General features: G+C 72.6%; 24 protein-coding genes. 10 read left to right on the top strand and 14 right to left on the bottom strand.

Going from position 1 to position 22,926, the window contains the following annotated elements; genetic code table 11:
• The first annotated feature begins 63 nt into the window (after positions 1–63).
• On the top strand, positions 64–1,272 hold the full coding sequence (serB, locus tag CP969_RS09990) for a phosphoserine phosphatase SerB (RefSeq protein WP_004989923.1): 1,209 nt from the start codon (positions 64–66) through the stop codon (positions 1,270–1,272).
• Positions 1,273–1,353: 81 nt separating this feature from the next.
• Here the strand turns inward: serB and CP969_RS09995 are convergent, their stop codons facing one another.
• The 4 genes from CP969_RS09995 to CP969_RS10010 all read right to left on the bottom strand — a co-directional run bounded on the left by CP969_RS09995 (position 1,354) and on the right by CP969_RS10010 (position 3,818).
• Positions 1,354–1,872 (bottom strand): SixA phosphatase family protein, encoded by a 519-nt coding sequence (locus tag CP969_RS09995; protein WP_004989920.1) that lies wholly within the window; start codon positions 1,870–1,872, stop codon positions 1,354–1,356.
• Positions 1,873–1,936: 64 nt separating this feature from the next.
• Positions 1,937–2,143 carry a hypothetical protein gene (locus tag CP969_RS10000; protein WP_016826882.1) on the bottom strand — a complete coding sequence of 69 codons (207 nt, stop codon included), beginning with the start codon at positions 2,141–2,143 and terminating at the stop codon, positions 1,937–1,939.
• Between the two features lie 177 nt (positions 2,144–2,320).
• Positions 2,321–2,437, bottom strand: a complete 117-nt coding sequence (locus tag CP969_RS34235) for an SGM_5486 family transporter-associated protein (RefSeq protein ID WP_004989916.1) — start codon at positions 2,435–2,437, stop codon at positions 2,321–2,323.
• A gap of 52 nt (positions 2,438–2,489) precedes the next feature.
• Positions 2,490–3,818 carry a CynX/NimT family MFS transporter gene (locus tag CP969_RS10010; RefSeq protein WP_399474450.1) on the bottom strand — a complete coding sequence of 443 codons (1,329 nt, stop codon included), beginning with the start codon at positions 3,816–3,818 and terminating at the stop codon, positions 2,490–2,492.
• An 82-nt stretch (positions 3,819–3,900) separates the two neighbouring features.
• Between CP969_RS10010 and CP969_RS10015 the strand changes: the two genes are divergently transcribed.
• A complete protein-coding gene (locus tag CP969_RS10015) occupies positions 3,901–4,617 on the top strand; it encodes a FadR/GntR family transcriptional regulator (protein WP_026085304.1) in 717 nt (238 codons plus the stop codon).
• Here CP969_RS10015 and CP969_RS10020 read toward each other — a convergent pair.
• The 6 genes from CP969_RS10020 to CP969_RS10045 form a co-directional block, all read right to left on the bottom strand.
• Complete coding sequence (locus CP969_RS10020; protein WP_016826879.1) at positions 4,595–4,942, bottom strand: hypothetical protein; 348 nt, start codon at positions 4,940–4,942, stop codon at positions 4,595–4,597. The genes CP969_RS10015 and CP969_RS10020 overlap by 23 nt on opposite strands.
• Positions 4,943–5,119: 177 nt before the next feature.
• The gene (gene fabI / locus CP969_RS10025; RefSeq protein WP_016826878.1) at positions 5,120–5,887 is read right to left on the bottom strand and encodes an enoyl-ACP reductase FabI; all 768 of its coding nucleotides are present in this window, start codon (positions 5,885–5,887) and stop codon (positions 5,120–5,122) included.
• Positions 5,888–5,892: 5 nt separating this feature from the next.
• Complete coding sequence (gene fabG / locus CP969_RS10030; RefSeq protein ID WP_004989911.1) at positions 5,893–6,612, bottom strand: 3-oxoacyl-[acyl-carrier-protein] reductase; 720 nt, start codon at positions 6,610–6,612, stop codon at positions 5,893–5,895.
• A 186-nt stretch (positions 6,613–6,798) separates the two neighbouring features.
• Positions 6,799–7,134, bottom strand: a complete 336-nt coding sequence (locus CP969_RS10035) for a hypothetical protein (protein ID WP_004989908.1) — start codon at positions 7,132–7,134, stop codon at positions 6,799–6,801.
• A 34-nt stretch (positions 7,135–7,168) separates the two neighbouring features.
• Positions 7,169–8,083: a helix-turn-helix transcriptional regulator gene (locus CP969_RS10040; RefSeq protein ID WP_016826877.1), complete on the bottom strand. Its 915-nt coding sequence runs from the start codon at positions 8,081–8,083 to the stop codon at positions 7,169–7,171.
• A gap of 103 nt (positions 8,084–8,186) precedes the next feature.
• The gene (locus CP969_RS10045) at positions 8,187–8,438 is read right to left on the bottom strand and encodes a type II toxin-antitoxin system HicA family toxin (RefSeq protein WP_223887068.1); all 252 of its coding nucleotides are present in this window, start codon (positions 8,436–8,438) and stop codon (positions 8,187–8,189) included.
• A 483-nt stretch (positions 8,439–8,921) separates the two neighbouring features.
• Here CP969_RS10045 and CP969_RS10050 point away from each other — a divergent pair, with 483 nt between their 5' ends.
• From CP969_RS10050 to tyrS, 3 genes are all read left to right on the top strand, one after another.
• Entirely contained in the window at positions 8,922–10,445 is a 1,524-nt protein-coding gene (locus tag CP969_RS10050) for a TldD/PmbA family protein (RefSeq protein WP_016826875.1), read from the top strand.
• An 82-nt stretch (positions 10,446–10,527) separates the two neighbouring features.
• Positions 10,528–11,922, top strand: a complete 1,395-nt coding sequence (locus CP969_RS10055) for a metallopeptidase TldD-related protein (RefSeq protein ID WP_016826874.1) — start codon at positions 10,528–10,530, stop codon at positions 11,920–11,922.
• 66 nt (positions 11,923–11,988) lie between these two features.
• Positions 11,989–13,257, top strand: a complete 1,269-nt coding sequence (gene tyrS, locus CP969_RS10060) for a tyrosine--tRNA ligase (RefSeq protein ID WP_004989892.1) — start codon at positions 11,989–11,991, stop codon at positions 13,255–13,257.
• Between the two features lie 127 nt (positions 13,258–13,384).
• Here the strand turns inward: tyrS and CP969_RS10065 are convergent, their stop codons facing one another.
• On the bottom strand, positions 13,385–13,669 hold the full coding sequence (locus tag CP969_RS10065) for a GlsB/YeaQ/YmgE family stress response membrane protein (RefSeq protein ID WP_004989889.1): 285 nt from the start codon (positions 13,667–13,669) through the stop codon (positions 13,385–13,387).
• A 244-nt stretch (positions 13,670–13,913) separates the two neighbouring features.
• Here CP969_RS10065 and CP969_RS10070 point away from each other — a divergent pair, with 244 nt between their 5' ends.
• Together CP969_RS10070 and CP969_RS10075 are read left to right on the top strand one after the other, a co-directional pair.
• Positions 13,914–14,312: a DUF3099 domain-containing protein gene (locus CP969_RS10070; protein ID WP_026085302.1), complete on the top strand. Its 399-nt coding sequence runs from the start codon at positions 13,914–13,916 to the stop codon at positions 14,310–14,312.
• Positions 14,313–14,568: 256 nt separating this feature from the next.
• Entirely contained in the window at positions 14,569–14,793 is a 225-nt protein-coding gene (locus CP969_RS10075) for a hypothetical protein (RefSeq protein ID WP_016826872.1), read from the top strand.
• 8 nt (positions 14,794–14,801) lie between these two features.
• Here CP969_RS10075 and moaA read toward each other — a convergent pair whose 3' ends face one another.
• From moaA to CP969_RS10090, 3 genes are all read right to left on the bottom strand, one after another.
• Positions 14,802–15,791, bottom strand: coding sequence for a GTP 3',8-cyclase MoaA (gene moaA, locus CP969_RS10080; protein WP_016826871.1), 990 nt, complete (start codon positions 15,789–15,791; stop codon positions 14,802–14,804).
• 157 nt (positions 15,792–15,948) lie between these two features.
• Positions 15,949–17,577, bottom strand: a complete 1,629-nt coding sequence (locus CP969_RS10085) for a solute symporter family protein (RefSeq protein ID WP_004989880.1) — start codon at positions 17,575–17,577, stop codon at positions 15,949–15,951.
• Complete coding sequence (locus CP969_RS10090) at positions 17,574–17,930, bottom strand: DUF485 domain-containing protein (RefSeq protein ID WP_004989879.1); 357 nt, start codon at positions 17,928–17,930, stop codon at positions 17,574–17,576. Before CP969_RS10090 ends, CP969_RS10085 begins: the two co-directional genes overlap by 4 nt.
• A 335-nt stretch (positions 17,931–18,265) precedes the next feature.
• Here CP969_RS10090 and CP969_RS10095 point away from each other — a divergent pair, with 335 nt between their 5' ends.
• The 3 genes from CP969_RS10095 (at position 18,266) to CP969_RS10105 (ending at position 22,900) form a co-directional block, all read left to right on the top strand.
• Complete coding sequence (locus CP969_RS10095) at positions 18,266–19,798, top strand: S8 family serine peptidase (protein ID WP_004989874.1); 1,533 nt, start codon at positions 18,266–18,268, stop codon at positions 19,796–19,798.
• 61 nt (positions 19,799–19,859) lie between these two features.
• Positions 19,860–21,395: a S8 family serine peptidase gene (locus tag CP969_RS10100; protein WP_016826870.1), complete on the top strand. Its 1,536-nt coding sequence runs from the start codon at positions 19,860–19,862 to the stop codon at positions 21,393–21,395.
• A 116-nt stretch (positions 21,396–21,511) separates the two neighbouring features.
• Positions 21,512–22,900, top strand: coding sequence for a CoA transferase (locus CP969_RS10105; RefSeq protein WP_150474912.1), 1,389 nt, complete (start codon positions 21,512–21,514; stop codon positions 22,898–22,900).
• The last annotated feature ends 26 nt before the right edge of the window (positions 22,901–22,926 follow it).

A 22,926-nucleotide genomic window follows, 5' to 3' on the forward strand; every position in this document is an offset into this window, starting at 1 on the left:
CGCTGTCCGTCAGACGGACCTCGGGGGCGCTGGGCACGGGGTGCCGGATACGGTGGTAACACCATGAGCGCATCGCAGACCTCCGAGCTCCCCACCCTGCTCGTCAAGATCTTCGGCAAGGACAGGCCGGGCATCACGGCCGGCCTCTTCGACACCCTCGCCGCCTACTCGGTCGACGTGGTCGACATCGAGCAGGTCGTCACCCGTGGCCGCATCGTGCTCTGCGCGCTCGTGACCGAGCCGCCCCGGGGGCTGGAAGGGGACCTGCGGGCGACCGTCCACAACTGGGCGGACTCGATGAAGATGCAGGCGGAGATCATCTCCGGCATCGGCGACAACCGGCCGCGCGGGCTCGGCCGTTCCCTGGTCACCGTGCTGGGCCACCCCCTCACCTCGGAGGCGACGGCGGCGATCGCCGCACGGATCACCAAGGCCGGCGGCAACATCGACCGCATCTTCCGGCTCGCCAAGTACCCGGTGACCGCGGTGGAGTTCGCGGTGTCCGGAGTGGAGACGGAGCCACTGCGCACCGCGCTGGTGACCGACGCGGCCCGGCTCGGGGTCGACATCGCCGTGGTCGCGGCGGGGCTGTACCGGAGGGCGCAGCGCCTGGTCGTCATGGACGTGGACTCGACCCTCATCCAGGACGAGGTGATCGAGCTCTTCGCCGCGCACGCCGGCTGCGAGGACGAGGTCGCCGAGGTGACGGCGGCGGCGATGCGCGGGGAGCTGGACTTCGAGCAGTCGCTGCACGCGCGGGTGGCGCTGCTGGAGGGGCTGGACGCCTCCGTGGTGGACAAGGTGCGCAGCGAGGTGCGGCTGACGCCGGGCGCCCGCACCCTGATCCGTACGCTGAAGCGGCTCGGCTACCAAGTCGGCGTGGTGTCCGGTGGGTTCACCCAGGTCACGGACGACCTGAAGGACCGGCTGGGACTGGACTTCGCCCAGGCGAACACCCTGGAGATCGTCGACGGGAAGCTGACCGGCCGGGTCACCGGCGAGATCGTGGACCGGGCGGGCAAGGCCCGGCTGCTGCGCCGGTTCGCGACCGAGGCGGGGGTGCCGCTGTCGCAGACCGTGGCGATCGGTGACGGCGCCAACGATCTGGACATGCTCAACGCGGCGGGTCTCGGGGTCGCCTTCAACGCCAAACCGGTGGTGCGCCAGGCGGCCCACACCGCGGTGAACGTCCCCTTCCTCGACACGGTCCTGTACCTGCTGGGCGTCACCCGCGAGGAGGTCGAGGCGGCCGACACACCCGGCGGGGACTGAGCCGCCCGGTCACGTCACGGGCAGGGGCCCGGCTCCCCCGCGTCCGGGGAGGGCCGGGCTCCCGCCGTCGTGCCGGGGGTGTCACTCGGTCGGCGCCCAGTAGTCGAGCAGCGTGGCGACACCGGGCTCCAGGGTCTTCCAGGGGCCGGTGAAGGACAGGACGGCGAAAGCGGCGGCCGGGTAGCCCCTGCGGCTCATCCGCTCGCGGGCGTCGCCCTCGGCCGCGCCGGCCAGGATGTCGGCGAGTCCCTGGACGCCCGGGTTGTGGCCGACCAGGAGGACGTTCTGCGCGTCGTCGGGGGTTTCGTTGAGCAGGGCGATCAGCTCGCCGGGCGAAGCCTCGTAGATCCGCTCCTCGTAGACGGTCTTCGGTCGCTGCGGGAACTCCTGGACCGCGAGCTTCCAGGTCTCCCGGGTCCGGACCGCGGTGGAGCACAGGGCCAGGTCGAAGGCGATGCCGGTGTCGGCGAGCTTGCGTCCGGCGACCGCGGCATCCATGCGGCCCCGCTCGGCGAGCGGGCGCTCATGGTCGGCCACCGGGGGCCAGTCGGCTTTCGCATGCCGGAAAAGGACAATCCTGCGGGGTTCTGCGACGCTCATGGAACCCAGCTTCGCACGAAACAGGCCACGGGGCGCAGGGAGTTGACGGCAGCTTCCGGGGTGTTCAGCCGGTTATGAGCTGCTGGGCGCGCTCCACGAGGTGGGTGAGCGCGGGCTCCCCCGCGGCCGCGGGGGCGTCGGAGGGGTTCAGGACCAGGGCCAGCAGCGTGACGAAGGCGAGCACGGGCAGGGCGAGGGCCCACCACGGCAGCCTGGTGTCGGCACCGCCCCGGGGGGCCGGGTGGAGCCGGGTGTGCGTGGGCGCCGACATGGGAGGTCTCCGTCCTTCGAGTGGTCCGTGGCCCGCTCTCGCGGCCACATCTCGACGGTACGGACTCCCCGGGCGCCAACCCATCCGGTGACCCACCCACTTGACCCTGAGCCTGGCCCCCTAGGGGACAGGGGGGCCGGCACCACCACGGCCGCCCGGACGGGGCGGCGCGGGCCGTCACGGCGCGAGGAAGGTCGCGATCACCCCGATGACGATGAAGATGGCGAAGAAGGCCCCGAAGACGAGCAGCATCTTCTTCTGGCCGTTCTGCGGATTCGGGTCGAGGACTGGCATGGGGCAAGTCTCGCATCTTTCTCCCCCGCGGCGGGCTCCGGGGTCGGAGGGGTCAGTGGGCCGCCTCCTCCTCCACCGTGCGGGCCCGGCCCGCCAGGACGCCCACGATCGTCTGCGGGACCATCAGGCCGGCCATCAGCGCGATCGGCAGCCCCCAGCCGCCGCTGTGCTGGTAGAGCACGCCCACCAGGAGCGGTCCCGGGATGGAGATCAGGTAGCCGGCGCTCTGCGCGAAGGCCGACAGCTGGGCCACGCCCGCGCCGGTCCCGGCCCGCATCCCGACCAGGGTCAGCGCCAACGGGAAGGCGCAGTTGGCGATGCCCAGCAGCAGCACCCAGGCCCAGGCGCCGGCGGCCGGTGCGAAGTACAGGCCGGCGTATCCGGCGAGGCCGCTCGCCCCCACCACCAGCACGATCGGCCCCTGGTGGGGCAGCCGCGCGGCGAGGCGCGGTATGACGAAGGCCAGCGGCACGCCCATCACCATGATGACCGCCAGCAGCAGTCCGGCCGTGTCCGCGGGCACGCCCGCGTCCCGGAAGATCTGCGGCATCCAGCCCATGGTGATGTAGGCGACGGTCGCCTGGAGCCCGAAGAAGACGGCCAGCGCCCAGGCGGTACGGCTGCGCGTGATGCGCAGCGCGGGCGCCGCCGCGGGCGCCGCGGACGCCTCCGCGCGCCCGGGTGCCTCCCCGCGCGCCCGCTCACCGGGGGCCCGCTCGGCCGGTGCCGCGTCCCGCTCCCGTACGAACGGGAGCCAGGGCAGCACGGCGGCGACCGCGAGGGCCGCCCACAGGGCGAGGCCCGAGCGCCAGTCACCGCCCACGGCGTCGGTCAGCGGCACGGTCACCGCGGCCGCCGCGGCGGTGCCCAGGGCCAGGGCCATCGAGTACAGGCCGGTCATGGCACCGACCCGGTCGGGGAAGTGGCGCTTGACGACGACCGGCATCAGGACGTTGCTGACGGCGATGCCCATCAGCGCGAGGGCGGTGGCGGTCAGGAAGCCCGCGGTGCCGCCCGTGAACGGGCGGACCAGCAGGCCGGTGGCGATGGCGGCCATGCCGGCGCAGACCACCGCGCCGGTGCCGAAGCGCCGGGCCAGCCGGGGCGCGGTGACGCCGAAGACGGCGAAGCACAGCGGGGGCACCGAGGTGAGCAGCCCGGCCACGCTGCCGCTCATGCCGAACCCGTCGCGGACCTCCTCGAGCAGCGCGCCCAGGCTGGTGATGGCGGGGCGGAGGTTCAGCGCGGCCAGCACGATGCCGGCGACCAGCAGCCGCGTGGTCCACGCGCGCGGCCCGGCGCCCCGGGTCTTCGGGGTGTCGGGCCTGGTCTGGGCGCGTACGGTCGTGGACTCGTGCGTCCGGGTCTCCTCGGTGGGCATGAAGCCCATCATAGAATCATGGGATGATTTATGGCCGCTGTCCAGGTCGCCGTCCGGCACCCCCGTCGTGCGAAGGTGGACCATGCCTTTGAGTCATCCTCGCCGTTCGGCACTGTCCGAGCAGGTCATCGCCGCACTGCGGGCCCAGATCACCTCGGGCGAATGGCCGGTCGGCTCGCGCATCCCCACCGAGCCGGAGCTGGTCGAGCGACTGGGGGTCGCCCGCAACACGGTCCGTGAGGCCGTCCGCGCGCTCGCGCACAACGGGCTGCTGGACATCCGCCAGGGTTCGGGCACCTACGTGGCGGCCACGAGCGAACTGGCCGGCGTGATGCACCGCCGCTTCGCCGGCGCCGACCCCCGGCACATCGCCGAGCTCCGCGCCACCCTGGAGTCGGCCGCGGCGCGGCTGGCCGCCGAGCGGCGCACGGAGAAGGACCTCAAGCAGCTCGACGCGCTGCTGCTGCGCCGCGAGGAGGCCTGGGAGTCGGGTGAGGCGGAGGCGTTCGTGGCGGCGGACGCGACGTTCCACCTGGCCGTCGTGGCCGCCTCGCACAACGACGTGATGACCGCGATGTACGCGGATCTGGGCGAGGTGCTGCGGGACTGGCTGCGCGGCGACGTGGGCCGGGAGCTGACTCCGGAGACGCGCATGGACCACGGTCGGCTGGTGGACGCGATCCGCGCGGGCGACGGGGCGACGGCGGCCGAGGAGGCCGCCGCCTATCCGCTGGCGTGCCGGCCGGGGCGGCCCGGGCCGGCCGGCGGCGGACGGCTCAGTCCCCCCTCCGGTGGGTGACCCACGCCGTTCGGACCTCCTTCCAGCAGCGTCCGGTCAGCTGGACGGTCTGCGCGGGCCCCGCGGCCACCGGGGCACCGTCGCTGTCGAGGTCCCACCAGTGGACGCACTCGACGTGCAGGCTGACGTGATCGGTGTCCGGATAGGGGTTGTGGCAGTAGGCGGTCACCTGGGAGCCGTCGACGCGGACCCGGCAGGCGGCGCCGAACGGATCGTCGGACTGCGCCTCGGCGAGGTACGCGCGTGCGTGCGCCACCGCCTCGTACGGCAGGACGAACACGAAGGCGACGGCCGCGGCCGTCGGGATCAGGCGGGACAGGCGCACAGGGAGACCTCCTCGGCCGTGCTGGGGAGGGGATCACGCGACGGACGCGTTTCTCCACGGTGCCCTGCCGACGTCCCGGCCCGCCCGCGCTGCTGAGCCGAACGGGTGATGCGCCCGGGGCCCGCACCCCGTGGGGGGTGCGGGCCCCGGACGGCCCTCGGGCCGGGTCGGCCGCGCTCACGCGCCGATGGCGTGCAGGCCTCCGTCGACGTGGACGATCTCGCCGGTGGTCTTCGGGAACCAGTCGCTCAGCAGGGCGACGACGCCGCGGCCGGCCGGCTCCGGGTCCTTCAGGTCCCACTCCAGCGGGGCACGGGTGTCCCACACGGAGGCCAGCTCGCTGAAGCCCGGGATGGACTTGGCGGCCATGGAACCGATCGGACCCGCCGAGATCAGGTTGCAGCGGATGTTCTGCTTGCCCAGGTCGCGGGCCATGTAGCGGCTGGTCGCCTCCAGGGCGGCCTTGGCCGGGCCCATCCAGTCGTACTGCGGCCAGGCGTACTGCGCGTCGAAGGTGAGGCCGACGACGGAGCCGCCGTTCTGCATCAGCGGCAGGCAGGCCATGGTCAGCGACTTCAGGGAGAACGCCGAGACGTGCATGGCCGTGGCGACCGACTCGAACGGCGTGTTCAGGAAGTTGCCGCCGAGCGCGTCCTGCGGCGCGAAGCCGATGGAGTGCACGACGCCGTCGAGGCCGCCCAGCTCCTCGCCGACGAGGTCGGCCAGGCGGCCGAGGTGCTCGTCGTTGGTGACGTCGAGCTCGATGACCTTGGCCGGCTTGGGCAGCTTCTTGGCGATGCGCTCGGTCAGGGTGGGCCGCGGGAACGCGGTCAGGATGATCTCGGCGCCCTGCTCCTGTGCCAGCTTGGCGGTGTGGAAGGCGATGGAGGACTCCATCAGCACACCGGTGATCAGGACGCGCTTGCCCTCGAGGATTCCGCTCATGGTGTTCAGTGACCCATTCCCAGTCCGCCGTCAACGGGGATGACGGCTCCAGTGATGTACGAGGCTTCGTCCGAGGCGAGGAACCGCACCGTCGCGGCGATCTCCTCCGGCTGCGCGTACCGGGCGAGCGGCACCTGCGCGAGGATCTTCGTCTGCTGCTCCTCGGTGAGCTCCCGGGTCATGTCGGTGTCGACGAAACCGGGCGCGACGACGTTGAAGGTGATGTTGCGCGAGCCCAGCTCACGGGCGAGGGAGCGCGCGAAGCCGACCAGGGCGGCCTTGGAGGCGGCGTAGTTCGCCTGCCCCGCGGAACCGAGCAGTCCGACCACCGAGGAGATCAGCACGACGCGGCCCTTCTTGGCCCGCAGCATGCCGCGGTTGGCGCGCTTGACGACACGGAAGGTGCCGGTGAGGTTGGTGTCGACGACGGAGGTGAAGTCCTCCTCCGACATCCGCATCAGCAGCTGGTCCTTGTTGACGCCGGCGTTGGCCACGAGGACCTCGACGGGGCCGTGCGCCTCCTCGACCTCCTTGTAGGCCTGCTCCACCTGCTCGCTGTCGGTGATGTCGCACTTGACGGCCAGGCAGCCCAGCTCCGCCAGGGCGGCCGGCGGCTCCCCCGAGCGGTACGTGATGGCGACCTTGTCGCCGGCTTCGGCGAACGCGCGGGCGATGGCGAGGCCGATGCCCCGGTTGCCTCCGGTGACGAGAACCGAGCGGCTCAACGGATCACCCTTTCGATAGCGGTTTCGTACCCCGCCCGAACGCCCGGAGGACGGGCGACGACGACAGGCGGCTTCCTTGAGAACCTATCGGTCCGGATGCACCGGAGGACATTCGGGCACCGACAGTGCCTCCCGGGGCCTCCTGTCGGGTTCCTACAGTCGGCGCGTCCGTCGGGACGGCTCCGATCAGTCCGCCGCGCCCGGCGTGCGGGCGGGCGGCCCTTCGGCGCGAGCCGTCTCCGGCGTCCTGCGGTCGCAGGTCACCGCGGCGGTCGGGTCGTCCCGCGGGGACCGTGCGCCGGCCCCGTGGATCGCGTCCGGCGCCCCCAGCCGGCCGACCAGCAGGGCCGCCCCGCCACGCGCCTCCCGGGTGAGGAGGATCTCGGTGGTCCGGGCGTCCAGGTCCTCCCCCGCCTTCGGGAAGTGCCCCATGAGGTCCGGGGTTCGTACGGTCTCCACGAAACCGAGCGTGCCGGTGGCGAGCGGCTCCGTGGCCCGCTGCCGGCGGAAGGCGTCCACCACCGACAGCCGGTGACGGGCAGGCGACCGCGAGGGATCAGTCCAGGCCCACGGGTGTCATGGGGGCGACGGGGCGGTCCGGCCCGTTGGTCTGCACGAGGAGCAGGTCTCCGACGGTCGCGTCGGGGCCGAGCCCCAGGCGCGACAGCGGGACCGTGCCCTGCGCCTCGCGCGTGCCGAGGGGCTGCAGGTGCAGTTCGCCGTTCGGCCCCACGAAGGCCAGCACCGCCCAGGTCTCGTCGTGTCCGATCCGGCTGACGACACTGTCCAGACGGTCGGTCAGCACCGCGCACACCACCGTCAGCCGCTGCTGTTCCAGTCGGGGGAAGGCAGAGATCGACTCCAGGACGCCGGGCACCGCCAGCGTCCCCTCCAGCAGCTTCCTGACGGCCCCGCGGCCCTCGCCGTACTCGTCGTACTCAGCGGCGGCCACCACGTTGACCAGCGGCAGACCGTCGTCCAGGGTACGCCGCCAGTGCGGCAGCAGGTAGTCGATCTGCAGGGCCTCCTCCCGCGTCGGGACGTGCACGCCGTCGCCCTCGCCGATCCCGGCGAGCCAGGCGTTCACATCACCCCACCGCCATACGGGAGAGCGGCCGGCCACCCCTTCCGGTGCGGGGAACCGCTCCTTGCCGGCCCGGCGTTCCCCGTTGACCCACTGCTGCACGTTCTGCCGCGTGCGCCCGGTGCGCTCGGCGATGTCGGAGACGCCGACCAGGTCCGGGTCGATCCGGAGCAGCCGCAGACCGGGCAGCGCCCTGCGCAGGCGCACGACGATGCGGTGCGCCGCGTCGATGGTGTTCGCCCCCGTCTCGGACACGTCCAGCAGGTGCCGGTCCCGGTGCCTGGTCAGCAGGCCGTCGAACTCCTCGTGCACCACGTCGACCACTGCTTCGTCGTCCACGCCGACGCCGTCCACCACGAACTGGAACTCATACTCGACACACGCCACAGCAGCCCCATCCCCCCTGGTAGCGGTCCTCCCACCCGGCTCATGTGCCTTCCGCCGGGGCTCGCCACCCCCTGCTACACCTTCTTCCACCGAACTCCTGTTGTCAAACGACAACACCACTGCGACGCGTACGGCGCGGGTCGTCCGGCGGGAGCGGGCAGAGCTTCGCGCGCCGCTCGATCCGGCGCGCGGCCGATCCCGCGTTCCTCGGCGTGCCCGGCACCGGGATGGTGGTGCACTGACCCTCGCAGGGGCAGTAGAGCGTGGCCTTGTGCCCCTCGGCCCGCAGCTCCCAGCCGGCCTTCACCAGCCGCTCCACGACCTCCCGGATCTCCTTGCAGGGAAGCGTCCCCACCGATACCAGCGGACCGACCACACACGCCTCCACAGGCTGCCGCACGCACGGGAGTTGACCGTCAACACCCGGCAGCCCATCACACTACCGCCCGGCACCGACATGTTCCTGTTCGCACAACGGGGCGGCAATCGATGGGTGTTGCGGAATCTGTCCCTCAACTCCCTGTTGGGAAACATGCCTTCGGATCCGCTTGCTCACGAAAGGCGCGGTGAGGCCCACCCGGCGCGAGCAGGTCCCACAGCGCCGGCTCCCCCCCTCCCTTCCTCCCTCCCGGCTCGGCAGCCGGGTCGTCGGGCCGACGCACCCCCCGTGCTCCGACCGCGTCGCCCTGCACGGGACGGGCCGTGTGCGGGGCCGGGGCGGTGGCCAGGGCTCGCCGGCAGGCAGGACCGATGGCCGTCCCGGCACTTCGCTCGCCGTGGTTCACTGCTCGGTGCGGTGAAGACGCCGCTCTCGCCGAGCATCAGGGAGATCTCCTTCATGCCCCATGAAGTCGATCAGTCGTTCCTCGCCCTCCCCCTGCGCCCCCTCGCCGACGCCGCGCTGGCCCGCGCGCGGGCGCTCGGGGCGGAGCACGCGGACTTCCGCCTGGAGCGGGTGCGCAACGCGTCCTGGCGGTTCCGGGACGCCAGGCCCGCCGGGTCGTCGGACACCACCGACCTCGGGTACGCGGTGCGCGTGGTGCACGGCGGGACGTGGGGCTTCGCCTCCGGGGTGGACCTGACCCTCGACGCCGCCGCCAAGGTCGCCTCGCAGGCGGTGGCGATGGCGAAGCTGTCCGCCGAGGTGATCCGGGCCGCGGGGTCCGAGGAGAGGGTGGAACTGGCCGACGAGCCGGTGCACGCCGACCGGACCTGGGTGTCGTCGTACGGGATCGACCCGTTCACCGTGCCCGACGAGGAGAAGGCCGGGCTGCTGGCCGAGTGGAGCGCGCGGCTGCTGGCGGCGAACGGGGTGGACCACGTGGACGCCTCGCTGCTCACCGTGCACGAGAACAAGTTCTACGCCGACACCGCCGGGACCGTGACCACCCAGCAGCGCGTCCGGCTGCACCCGGTGTTCACGGCCGTGTCGGTGGACGACTCCAGCGGGGAGTTCGACTCCATGCGCACCCTCGCCCCGCCCGTCGGCCGCGGCTGGGAGTACCTGGGGGGCACCGGCTGGGACTGGGACGACGAGCTGGAGCGGATCCCGGAGCTGCTCGCCGAGAAGATGCGGGCGCCGAGCGTCGAGCCGGGACTGTACGACCTGGTCGTCGATCCCTCCAACCTGTGGCTGACCATCCACGAGTCCATCGGGCACGCCACCGAGCTGGACCGCGCGCTCGGCTACGAGGCGGCCTACGCCGGGACCTCCTTCGCCACCTTCGACCAGCTCGGAAAGCTGAGGTACGGCTCGGAGGCGATGAACGTCACCGGCGACCGCACCGCCGAGCACGGCCTGGCGACCGTCGGCTACGACGACGAGGGCGTCGAGGCGCAGTCCTGGGACCTGGTGAAGGACGGCACGCTGGTCGGCTACCAGCTGGACCGGCGGATCGCGCGGCTCACCGGGTTCGAGCGGTCCAACGGGTGCGCGTTCGCGGACTCCCCCGCCCATGTGCCGGTGCAGCGCATGGCCAACGTGTCGTTGCGGCCGGATCCCGCCGGGTTGTCGACGGAGGACCTGATCGGGGGCGTGGACCGGGGCATCTACGTCGTCGGCGACCGGTCGTGGAGCATCGACATGCAGCGGTACAACTTCCAGTTCACCGGGCAGCGCTTCTACCGGATCGAGAACGGGCGGCTCGCGGGGCAGCTGCGGGACGTCGCCTACCAGGCGACGACCACCGACTTCTGGGGTTCCATGGCCGCGGTCGGCGGTCCGCAGACGTACGTCCTGGGCGGTGCCTTCAACTGCGGCAAGGCCCAGCCGGGGCAGGTGGCGGCGGTCTCGCACGGCTGCCCGTCCGCCCTCTTCAAGGGAGTCAACATCCTCAACACGACGCAGGAGGCCGGTCGATGAGCGCCAGCACCGGGTTCGGCCGGGGGTCCGGGGGTCGCCCCCCGGGAAAGCACAGCCTCGACACCACGCAGGAGGCCGGTCGATGAGCGCGCGCACCACCAAGCCGCACGAGGTCGTCGAGCGGGCCCTGGAGCTGTCCCGGGCCGACGGCTGCGTCGTGATCGCCGACGAGCACTCCACCGCCAACCTGCGCTGGGCGGGCAACGCGCTGACCACGAACGGGGTCACGCGCGGGCGCACCCTCACCGTGGTCGCCACGGTGGACGGCGCGCAGGGCACCGCCTCCGGGGTGGTGTCCCGGTCCGCGGTGACCGTGGACGAGCTGGAGCCCGTGGTGCGGGCGGCCGAGGCCGCCGCGCGGGGGGCGGGACCGGCCGAGGACGCCCGGCCGCTGGTCACGGGCGTGGCGCCGTCGCCCGGGTTCACTGAAGCGCCGGCCGAGACGTCCTCGGCCGTGTTCGCCGACTTCGCGCCGGCGCTCGGCGAGGCGTTCGCCCGCGCCCGTGCGGGCGGCCGGGAGCTGTACGGCTTCGCCAACCACGAGATGGTCTCCAGCTACCTGGGGACGTCGACGGGGCTGCGGCTGCGGCACGACCAGCCGAACGGGACGCTGGAGCTGAACGCCAAGTCGCCGGACCGTACCCGCTCGGCGTGGGCGGGCCGGGCCACGCGGGACTTCAAGGACGTGGACCCGGCGTCGCTCGACGCCGAGCTGGCCGTACGGCTCGGCTGGGCGAAGCGGCGCCTGGAGCTGCCCGCGGGCCGGTACGAGACGCTGCTGCCGCCGACCGCCGTGGCGGACCTGCTGATCTACCAGCTGTGGTCGGCCTCGGGCCGGGACGCGGCCGAGGGGCGCACGGTGTTCTCCCAGCCGGGCGGCGGCACCCGGATCGGCGAGCGGCTGACCGGGCTGCCGCTGACCCTGCGCAGCGACCCGGGCGCGCCGGGTCTGGAGTCGGCGCCCTTCGTGATCGCGCACTCCTCCGGCGGCGACCAGTCGGTGTTCGACAACGGGCTGCCGCTGGCGGCCACGGAGTGGATCCGCGAGGGCGAGCTGAACCGTCTGACCACCAGCCGGCACAGCGCGGACCTGACCGGGCTGCCCGTGGCACCGGGGATCGACAACCTGATCCTCGACGGGGGCGAGGACCGCTCCCTCGAGGAGATGGTGGCGGCCACCGGGCGCGGGCTGCTGCTGACCTGCCTGTGGTACATCCGCGAGGTCGACCCGGCGACCCTGCTGCTCACCGGTCTCACCCGGGACGGCGTCTACCTCGTCGAGAACGGCGAGGTGACCGGCGAGGTCAACAACTTCCGGTTCAACGAGTCGCCGGTGGACCTGCTGGGCCGGGTCACGGAGGCGGGGCGCACGGAGAAGACGCTGCCCCGGGAGTGGGGCGACTGGTTCACCAGGGCGGCCATGCCGGCGCTGCGCGTCCCCGATTTCAACATGAGCTCGGTCAGCCAGGGCGTATAACCTCGTAGGCGTTCGCAAACGGTCGCCATCCGGCCGGCCGAAGATCATCGAGGAGACACGAGAACCGTGACGGACATCGTCGACGAGCTGAAGTGGCGCGGGCTGTTCGCCCAGTCCACCGACGAGGACGCTTTGCGCAAGGCGCTCGCGGACGGTCCCGTCACGTTCTATTGCGGCTTCGACCCGACCGCGCCGTCGCTGCACGTGGGGCACCTGGTGCAGGTGCTCACGCTGCGCCGGCTGCAGCAGGCCGGTCACCGGCCGCTGGCGCTGGTCGGTGGGGCCACGGGTCAGATCGGCGACCCCCGCCCGACCGCGGAGCGCACGCTGAACCCGCCGGAGACCGTCGCCGGCTGGGTCGAGCGGCTGCGCGGCCAGATCGAGCCGTTCCTGTCCTTCGAGGGCGAGGGCGCGGCCGAGATGGTCAACAACCTGGACTGGACGCAGAACCTCTCCGCCATCGAGTTCCTGCGGGACATCGGCAAGCACTTCCGCGTCAACAAGATGCTGACGAAGGACTCCGTCGCCCGGCGCCTGGAGTCCTCCGAGGGCATCAGCTACACGGAGTTCAGCTACCAGCTGCTGCAGGCCATGGACTTCCTCCAGCTGTACCGGAGGTACGGCTGCACGCTCCAGCAGGGCGGCAGCGACCAGTGGGGCAACCTCACGGCCGGGCTGGACCTGATCCACCGGCTGGAGCCGGACGCCACCGTCCACGCCTACGCGACGCCGCTGATGACGAAGGCGGACGGCACCAAGTTCGGCAAGACCGAGAGCGGCGCCGTCTGGCTCGATCCGGAGATGACGACGCCGTACGCGTTCTACCAGTTCTGGCTGAACACGGACGACCGGGACATCTCCCGCTACCTGCGCATCCTGTCCTTCCGGTCCCGTGCGGAGCTGGAGGAGCTGGAGCAGCAGACCGAGGAGCGGCCGCAGGCCCGGGCCGCCCAGCGCGCCCTGGCGGAGGAGCTGACGACCCTGGTGCACGGCGCCGACCAGACGGCCGCCGTGATCGCCGCGTCCAAGGCCCTCTTCGGCCAGGGCGAGCTGGCGGGCCTGGACGAGAGGACCCTGGCGGCGGCCCTCTCCGAGGTGCCGCACGTCCGGGTGTCCGAGCTCGGCCCGGTCGTCGACCTGTTCGCCGAGGTCGGCCTGGTGGCGAGCAAGTCGGCCGCGCGGCGCACGGTGAAGGAGGGCGGTGCCTACGTGAACAACGCCAAGGTCACCGCCGAGGACGCGGTGCCCGCACGGGAGGACCTGCTGCACGGGCGCTGGCTGGTGCTGCGCCGGGGCAAGAAGAACCTGGCGGCGGTGGAGGTCACGGGCGCCTGAGCGGGCGGCCGGACAGGCCGAAGGCCCTCACCCGACGGGGCGGTTTCCGGGACGCGCCGGAGACCGCCCCGTCGCCGTGCGTCCGTCGCCGTGCGTCCGTCCCGTCGCCGTGCGCCCGCGGCGCGTGTCAGGCCCGCTGCCCCTGGTGCCGCCTGCGCTGCATCGCGTTGTAGAGCATGTCGACGAAGAAGACGATGACGACCGCCGCCACCACCTGGAAGATGTGCCGGCTCCAGTCGATGCCCGGCGTCGCCGCCACGCCGAAGCCGCGGGCGATGGCGTTGCCCACGAGAGCGCCGACGATGCCGCAGATGGTGCTCAGCCACAGCGGGATGTGCTGCTTGCCCGGGATCACCGCCTTGGCGATCAGACCGAGTACGAATCCCACGATGATCGCCCACAACCAGCCCATGGCTGCCTCCTCGTACGACGTGACGCGAGCATTACGGCCAGTGTCGGGCGAGCCCCGGCGCGTCGCACGTCGGGTGGTGCCGTCCCCGCGGGGGCGCGGGCCGGGCGGACGGACACGGGGTGCCCCGGTCTCGTGACCCGGGCGGGCGCGGCGTACCGTGGACCTGTCCGGGCCCGGTGTCCCCGACCGGTCACGGCACGGTCAGGGTCGGGAAGAGTCCGATGCGGGCGGATGGTGAGATGTGATGCGGAAGCAACATGGCGGCGGCAGCGTCCCGGTGTTCCGGATCACCGGCGCTCGGGCGGGCCTCCAGGACGACGTGCGCGGGCGGCAGCGGCGCTACGTGATCTCGATGACCATCCGTACGGTCTCGGTCATCCTCGCGGCCACGCTCTGGAGCGTGGAGCGACACGTGGCGATCGTGGCGCTGGTCCTGGGGGCGGTGCTGCCCTACATCGCGGTGGTGATCGCCAACGCGGGGCGCGAGAGCCCGCCGTCGCTGCCGTCGACGTTCGTGACGACGCCGATGAAGCCGATGATCGCGTCGTCGCCGCAGGACGAGGACGACGCGGAACCGGACGCGGAGGGCGCGGCTTCCGGGCCCGCTCCGGGCGCGCGGACGGAGCGCACCGAGCGGTTGTGAGGACCGGGCCGGACGGGAAACGGCACCGGAAACGGCACCGAGCGGGAGGCGCTTCCCCGCCAAGCTCAAGAAGAGCTCAGATCAATCATGCTGTTCCGGTGCCGGGGGCGGGGTGACCCGTGACATACTTCGTACGCGCTCCGCATCCCCCGTCGGAGCGACGGACCGACGCCGGGCAGCTCCCCCCGTGGCTGCTCGGCGTCGCCTTTTCCCCGTGCCCGCGCACTGGGCCGATCGGGTTAGGGTCGGCGGTGTGATGGTCCCTGATCCCGAGACGCCGATCTGCTCCGCCAAGGGCTGCCGTGCCGCCGCCGTGTGGGTGCTCGCCTGGAACAACCCGAAGGTCCACACGCCGGAGCGGCGCAAGACGTGGCTGGCGTGCGAGGAGCACCGCGAGCACCTGTCGCAGTTCCTCGGGGTGCGCGGGTTCCTGAAGGACGTCGTGCGGTTCGAGGAGTGGCAGGTGCCCGGGGAGGCGTAGCCCTCCGGTCAGCCGCCGATCGCCGACATCGGGCGGTCCGGCTGGACGAAGGACGGGTCGTCCAGGCCCGCGCCCGCCTTCTTGCCCCACATGGCCAGCCTCCAGAGGCGGGCGATCTCCTCGTCGGGGGCGCCGGAGCGCAGGGCCGCGCGCAGGTCCGTCTCCTCGGTGGCGAACAGGCAGGTGCGGATCTGCCCGTCGGCCGTGAGGCGGGTGCGGTCGCAGGCGCGGCAGAAGGGGCGGGTGACGGAGGCGATGACGCCGACGCGGTGCGGGCCGCCGTCGACCAGCCAGCGCTCGGCCGGGGCCGAACCGCGCGCCTCCTCGCCCTCCGGGGTGAGGGCGAAGCGGGTGCGCAGGGAGGCCAGGATGTCACCGGCGGTGATCATGCCGTCGCGCCGCCAGCCGTGCTGGGCGTCCAGGGGCATCTGCTCGATGAAACGCAGTTCGTAGTCGTGCTCCACGGCCCAGGCGAGCAGGTCGGGGGCCTCGTCCTCGTTGAGCCCCGGCATCAGGACCGAGTTCACCTTCACCGGGGTCAGCCCGGCCTCGCGGGCCGCGTGCAGGCCGTCCAGGACGTCCTGGTGGCGGTTGCGGCGGGTGAGGGCCTTGAAGACGTCCGGGCGGAGGGTGTCGAGGGAGACGTTGACCCGGTCCAGGCCCGCCGCCTTCAGGGCCGCCGCGGTGCGCCGCAGCCCGATGCCGTTGGTGGTGAGGGACATCTGCGGGCGCGGTTGAAGCGCGGCGACCCGCTCGACGATGCCGACCAGGCCGGGGCGCAGCAGCGGCTCGCCGCCGGTGAAGCGGACCTCCTCGATCCCCAGGCCGGTGACGGCGATGCCGATGAGGCGCACGATCTCGTCGTCCGTGAGCAGGTCCGGCTTGGCCAGCCACTGCAGGCCCTCCTCGGGCATGCAGTAGGTGCACCGCAGATTGCACCGGTCGGTGAGCGAGACCCTCAGATCGGTGGCCACTCGGCCGTAGGTGTCGATGAGCACGGGGCTCCTCCCTCGACGCGGATCACTCATATACCCGTACCCGCGAGCCTACGTGACACCGCCGACGGCCACAGCGGCCCGTGCCGGCCGGACGCGCCGCGGCCGCGCCGCGGAGACCTGCGGGGGTCTTCGCGGCGCGGCCGCCCGGGGTGCGGGGTCAGTGGGCGCCGGTGCCGGTCAGCGACCGGACCTCCAGCTCCGCGTACTTCTTGGCGTCGGGCTCCTCCTTGGACAGGACGGTGCCCAGCCAGCCCATCAGGAAGCCGAACGGGATGGAGATCAGGCCCGGGTTCTTCAGCGGGAACCAGGAGAAGTCGACGTCGGGGAACATCGCCGTGGGGTCGCCGGAGACCACGGGCGAGAACAGCACCAGGCCGACGGCCACGACGAGGCCGCCGTAGATCGACCACAGCGCGCCCTGGGTGGTGAACCGCTTCCAGAACAGGCTGTAGAGGATCGTCGGCAGGTTGGCGGACGCGGCGACCGCGAACGCCAGCGCGACCAGGCCGGCCACGTTGAGGTCGCGGGCGAGGGCGCCGAGCGCGATGGAGACGATGCCGATGAGGACGGTCGCCCAGCGGGCCGCCCGCATCTCCTCCTTCTCCGTGGCCTTCCCCTTGCGGATGACGTTGGCGTAGATGTCGTGCGCGAAGGAGGACGACGAGGCGAGGGTGAGACCGGCGACCACGGCGAGGATCGTGGCGAAGGCGACCGCCGAGATGGTGGCCAGCAGGATCGCGCCCCAGGTCGAGTCGACGCCGCCCAGGTGCAGGGCGAGCAGCGGCGCGGCCGTGTTGCCGGACGGGTTGGAGGCGATGATCTCGTCCCGCGAGATGAGTGCGGCGGCGCCGAAGCCGAGGGCGATGGTCATCAGGTAGAAGCCGCCGATGATGCCGATGGCCCAGTTCACGGACTTACGGGCGGCCTTGGCGTTGGGCACCGTGTAGAAGCGGATGAGGATGTGCGGCAGGCCGGCGGTGCCGAGCACCAGGGCGACGCCGAGGGAGATGAAGTCCAGCTTGGTGGTGCCGGTCGCGCCGTACTGGAGGCCGGGCTCCAGGAAGGCCGCGCCGTGGCCGCTGTTGTCGGCGGCCTTGCCCAGCAGGTCGGAGATGTTGAAGTTGAACTTCAGCAGCACCAGGAAGGTGATCAGGAGGGTGCCGCCGATGAGCAGCACGGCCTTGACCATCTGCACCCAGGTGGTGCCCTTCATGCCGCCGATGGAGACGTACACGATCATCAGGACGCCGACGAGGGCGACGATGAGGACCTTGCCGGCGTCGGAGGTGATGCCGAGCAGCAGCGAGACGAGGACGCCCGCGCCCGCCATCTGGGCCAGCAGGTAGAAGATCGACACCACGATGGTGGAGGTGCCGGCCGCGGTGCGCACGGGGCGCTGGCGCATGCGGTAGGCGAGGACGTCGCCCATGGTGTAGCGGCCGGAGTTCCGCAGGGGCTCGGCGACCAGGAGCAGCGCCACGAGCCAGGCGACCAGGAAGCCGATGGAGTAGAGGAAGCCGTCGTAGCCGAAGAGGGCGATGGCGCCCGCGATGCCGAGGAAGGACGCGGCCGACATGTAGTCGCCGGAGACCGCGAGGCCGTTCTGGAAGGCGCTGAACTGGCGCCCGCCCGCGTAGAAGTCGGCGGCGTCCTTGGTCTGGCGGCCGGCCCAGACGGTGATGCCGAGCGTCGCGATGACGAACAGCGCGAACAGCGTGATGATGAGCGGCCGGTGTTCGCTGGCCTCGTTCGCGGCGAGCTGGACATGGGTGATCGCGGGGCTCATGCGCCGCCCTCCATACGGGTCTTGATGGCCTCGGCCTTGGGGTCGAGCTTGGTGGCGGCGTGCCGGGAGTACCACCACGCGATGAGGAACGTGGTGACGAACTGCAGGACGCCGAAGACGAAGGCGACGTTGATGTTGCCGAACAGCTCGGTGCCCATGAAGCCGCCCGCGTAGTTGGAGAGCAGGACGTACAGCAGGTACCAGGCGATGAAGGCGACGGTCAGCGGGAAGGCGAAGGAGCGGTGGGAGCGGCGCAGTTCACCGAACTCCGCGCTCTCCTGCACCTCGGTGAACTCCTCGGGGGTGGGGAGTTTGTGTCGTTCTGTCGAGGGGGGCGGTGCTTCGGCGGCCACGGAGTCTCCTCGCGTAGTGGTGCGGTCGGACGGGGACGGAAGGCGAGTGTCCTCGCGCTTCCTGCTCAAGGGCACGGCGCCACGCGAGGTGCGGTTCAACCGTGTTCGCTTCTTTCCGGGACGCGTCGCGGGGGAGGTCGCGGCCGAACGGCGCGGGGACGGCTCGTGGGAGGGCCGCGGGACAGCCGGGGCCTTCTTTGTGAAGTCCTTACGGGAAATCGTTGCTGGCCAGCGACATCGCGGGATAGCTTCACCCTGCACCACCCCGTCATGTACCTGCCCGAGCACCACCTGTGTCTCGGGCCGGTTCCGTTTCCGGATGATGTGGAGACCCCATGGCTCATCTGCGGTCCAGACGCCGTCTCGCCCTCGCCGTGCCCGTCGCGCTGTCCCTGACCGCCTCGCTCGGCTTCCTGCCCGCGGCGGCTTCGGCGGCCGAGCGGACGGCACCGGCGGTCGAGCGGGCCACGGACGCGCCCGCCCTGGCGTACGTCGTCAACACCGAGGTGGACCGCCGCACGATCGCGTCGGTGGAGAAGGCGATCGCCGCGGCCGGCGGGACCGTCGTGGTCACGTACGACAGGATCGGCGTGATCGTCGTCCACTCGGCGAACCCGGACTTCGGCAAGGAGATACGCAAGGCGCGCGGCGTCCAGTCCGCCGGCGCCACCCGCACCGCGCCGCTGACCCGCGCCGGCACCACGGACGTCGGCGCCGCCGACTACGTGACGGCCGCCGAGGCCGCGAGGACGCGGGCCGCCTCCGCCAAGACCCCCGGCAGCGAGCCGCTCGAGGCCGACCAGTGGGACCTGCGGGCGATCGGCGCCGACAAGGCCGCGCGGATCAACCCGGGCAGCAGCAAGGTGACCGTCGCCGTGATCGACACCGGCGTCGACGACACCCACCCGGACCTCGCCCCGAACTTCTCCGCCGCCCAGTCGGCCAACTGCGTCGGCGGCAAGGCGGACACCAGTGAGGGCGCCTGGCGCCCGTACACGGACGACGACTACCACGGCACCCACGTGGCCGGTGAGATCGCCGCCGCCCGCAACGGCATCGGCGTCGCCGGTGTCGCGCCCGGCGTGAAGGTCTCCGGCATCAAGGTGAGCGACCCGGACAGCGGCCTCTTCTACCCGGAGAACGTCGTCTGCGCCTTCGTGTTCGCCGCCGACCACGGCGTCGAGATCACGAACAACAGCTACTACGTGGACCCGTGGCTGTACAACTGCAAGGACGACCCGGACCAGAAGGCGATCCTCGACGCGGTCAACCGCGCCCAGCTGTACGCCCAGCGCAAGGGCACCCTGCACGTCGCCTCGGCCGGCAACTCCAACCACGACCTGGCCTCGGACGCCATCGAGGACGCCACCAGCCCCAACGACACCACGCCGGTGACGCGCACCATCGACCCGAGCGAGTGCCTGGACCTCCCGACGCAGCTGCCGGGTGTGGTCACGGTCAGCGCGACGGGCGTCCACAACCTCAAGTCGTACTACTCCACGTACGGCAAGGGGGTCGTGGACGTCGCGGCGCCGGGCGGCGACCGCCGCTACCAGCTGCCGGACACGCCGTCGAAGGACGGGCGCATCCTGTCCACCATGCCGAACGGCCAGTACGCCTTCCTGCAGGGCACCTCGATGGCCTCGCCGCACGCCGCCGGAGTCGCCGCGCTGCTGAAGTCCAAGCACCCGTGGGCCTCCCCGGCCGCGCTGCAGGCGATGCTGAAGGCGCAGGCGGACAACCCGGGTTGCCCGGAGTCCTACGACCAGGACGGCGACGGCGTGCAGGACGCGACGTGCGAGGGCGGGAGCCGGGTCAACGGCTTCTACGGCTTCGGCGTCGTCAACGCGCTGCGCGCCGTCAAGTGAGCCCGCTGGATGCGGACTTCGGGTCCGCCCGCCCGCCCTTCGTGAACGAACTGGAGACCCCATGACCGCGTCTCGTCCCCGCCGCGCGCTCGTGATACCGGCCGGGATGGCCATGGCCACGGCGCTCGCCTTCCTGCCGAACACCGCGGCCACGGCCGCGCCGACCGCCCCTCCGGCGGCCGGCGCGGCCGCGTCCTCCGCCGACGCGACCCCGCTCAGCTACGTCGTCAACGTCCGCGCCGGCCACGGCGTACCGGCACAGGTGAAGAAGGCGATCGGCAAGGCCGGCGGCACCATCGTGACGTCGTACGACAGGATCGGCGTCGTCGTCGTCCACTCCTCGAACCCCGACTTCGCCGGGGCCGTCCGCAAGGTGCCCGGGGTGCACTCGGCCGGGGCCACCCGCAACGCGCCGCTGCCGTCGGCGGCCACCACCGACACCGGCACCCCGAAGGTGCTCAGCGCGGCGGAGGTCGCCGAGGCCGGGGCCGAGGCCGCCGCGGGCCAGGACCCGCTCCAGGGGCTGCAGTGGGACCTGCCCGCCATCAAGGCGGACAAGGCCCACGAGAAGTCGCTGGGCAGCCCGGAGGTCACCGTCGCCGTGATCGACACCGGCGTCGACGACACCCACCCCGACATCGCGCCCAACTTTGACCGGGCCGCGTCGGTCAACTGCGTGTCGGGCAAGCCGGACACCAGCGAGGGCGCCTGGCGGCCCGGGCCGTCGGAGAGCGCGCACGGCACGCACGTCGCCGGTGAGATCGCCGCCGCCAAGAACGGCGTCGGCATGACCGGTGTCGCGCCCGGCGTGAAGGTCTCCGGCATCAAGGTGTCCAACCCGGACGGCTACTTCTACACCGAGGCCGTGGTGTGCGGCTTCATGTGGGCGGCCGAGCACGGGGTCGACGTGACCAACAACAGCTATTACACCGACCCCTGGTACTTCAACTGCAAGAACGACCCGGACCAGAAGGCGCTCGTCGAGGCCGTCACCCGGGCGTCGCGGTACGCGGAGAAGAAGGGCGCGGTCAATGTGGCCGCGGCCGGCAACGAGAACTACGACCTCTCGGCCGACGAGATCACCGACCCGGTCTCCCCGAACGACGGCACGCCGTCGGACCGGGTGATCGACCCCTCCGAGTGCCTGGACATACCGACCCAGCTGCCGGGTGTCGTGACGGTCGCGGCGACCGGCGCCAAGGGGCTGAAGTCGTCCTTCTCCAACTACGGCCGGGGAGTCGTCGACATCGCCGCGCCCGGCGGCGACTCGACGGCGTACCAGCCGCCGCAGGCCCCCGCCACCAGCGGCCTGATCCTGGGCCCGCTGCCCGGCGGCAAGTGGGGCTACATGGCGGGCACGTCGATGGCCGCCCCGCACGTCGCGGGCGTCGCGGCGCTGATCAAGTCGACGCACCCGTACGCCCCGCCGTCGCTGGTCAAGGCCCTGCTGTACGCGCAGGCGGACGCCACCGCGTGCACGGACCCGTACGACATCAACGGCGACGGCAAGGTCGACGCGGTGTGCGAGGGCCCGAAGAACCGCAACGGCTTCTACGGCTGGGGCATGGCCGACGCGCTGGACGCGGTGACGCGGTAGCCGCCGGGCAGGACCCGTGAGAGCGGTGGGCCGGGCGTCACGCCCGGCCCTTCCGCTGTCCGGGCCCGTGACCGGCCCCTCTCACATGGATCCAGTCCATACCGCATAGTGCGGTCATGGATCCTCTCGCGACCGCCTGGTCCGCACTGGGCGGCGACCCCGCCCTCCTCGCGCGCGTGTCGACCGTCGAACGCCCCGGTGCGCTGCGGGCGCGCCTGCCGGTACGGGAGACGGCGCGCGCCTGCGTGGGCGCGTGCGCACTGGCCGCCGCGGAGCTGGGGGCGCGGCGGGCCGGGCTCGCCGGCGCACCGGCGGTGCGGGTGGACGACGGGGCCGTGGCGACGGCGTTCGTCAGCGAGCGCCACCTGCGGATCGACGGGCGGGCGCCGGTCGCCTTCGCACCCCTGTCGCGGTTCTGGCGCACCGCGGACGGATGGGTGCGCACCCACGCCAACTACCCGCACCACCGGGCCCGGTTGCTCACCGCGCTGGGGGTGCCGGACCGTCCGGAGGCGGTGGCAGCGGCGCTCGCCGAGCGGTCGGCGCGGGAGGCCGAGGAGGCCGTGTACGCGGCCGGGGGCCTCGCCGTCGCCCTGCGGACGCCCGGGGAGTGGGCGGCGCACGAGCAGGGCGCGGCGGTGGGACGGCTCCCCCTGGTGGAGCGGGGGCGGCTGGACTGCGCGCCCCCGCGGGCGTGCACGCGCGTGGGCCGGGATCCGCTGCTGCCCGCCGCCGGACTGCGGGTGCTGGACCTCACCCGGGTCGTCGCGGGGCCGGTCGCCACCCGCACGCTCGCCCTGCTCGGCGCGGACGTGCTGCGCGTGGACGCCCCGTGGCTGCCCGAACTTCCCGACCAGCACGCCGACACGGGGTTCGGGAAGCGGTCGGCGCGGCTGGACCTGGTGGCCGACCGGAGCACCTTCGAGGAGTTGCTCGCGACGGCGGACGTGGTGGTCACCGGGTACCGTCCGGGCGCGCTGGAACGCCTCGGACCGGCCCCCGCAGCCCTGGCCGAGCGCCGGCCCGGCGTGGTGGTGGCCCAGTTGTCGGCGTGGGGCACCCGCGGGCCGTGGGGCGGCCGGCGCGGCTTCGACAGTCTGGTGCAGGCGGCCACGGGGATCGCAGCGGTCGAGGGCTCGCCCCGCCGGCCCGGCGCGCTGCCCGCCCAGGCCCTCGACCACGGCACCGGGTACCTGCTGGCGGCCGGGGTGCTGCGGGCGCTCACCGAGCAACTGGACGGGGGCGGCAGCAGGATCGTCCGGGTGGCGCTGGCGCGGACCGCGGGGTGGCTGCTCGACGGGGCCGCGGACGAGCGGGCGGGAAGCGAGGGAACCCCGGGCGGAGGGGGGTGCGAGGAGGTGCCCGCCGACGCCTGGCTCGCGCAGCGGGAGAGCCCCCTGGGAACGCTGCGGTACGCGCTGTCCCCGGTGTCGTTCGCCGGCGGTCCGGACGACTGGGCACGGCCGCCCGGGCCGTGGGCGGCCGATCCGGCGCGCTGGGGGTGAGACCGGGCCGGGACCGACGGCCGCTC

Origin of the sequence: Streptomyces viridosporus T7A (genome assembly GCF_008704515.1) — a bacterium.
In the GTDB taxonomy this organism is placed as follows: Bacteria; Actinomycetota; Actinomycetes; order Streptomycetales; family Streptomycetaceae; genus Streptomyces; species Streptomyces viridosporus.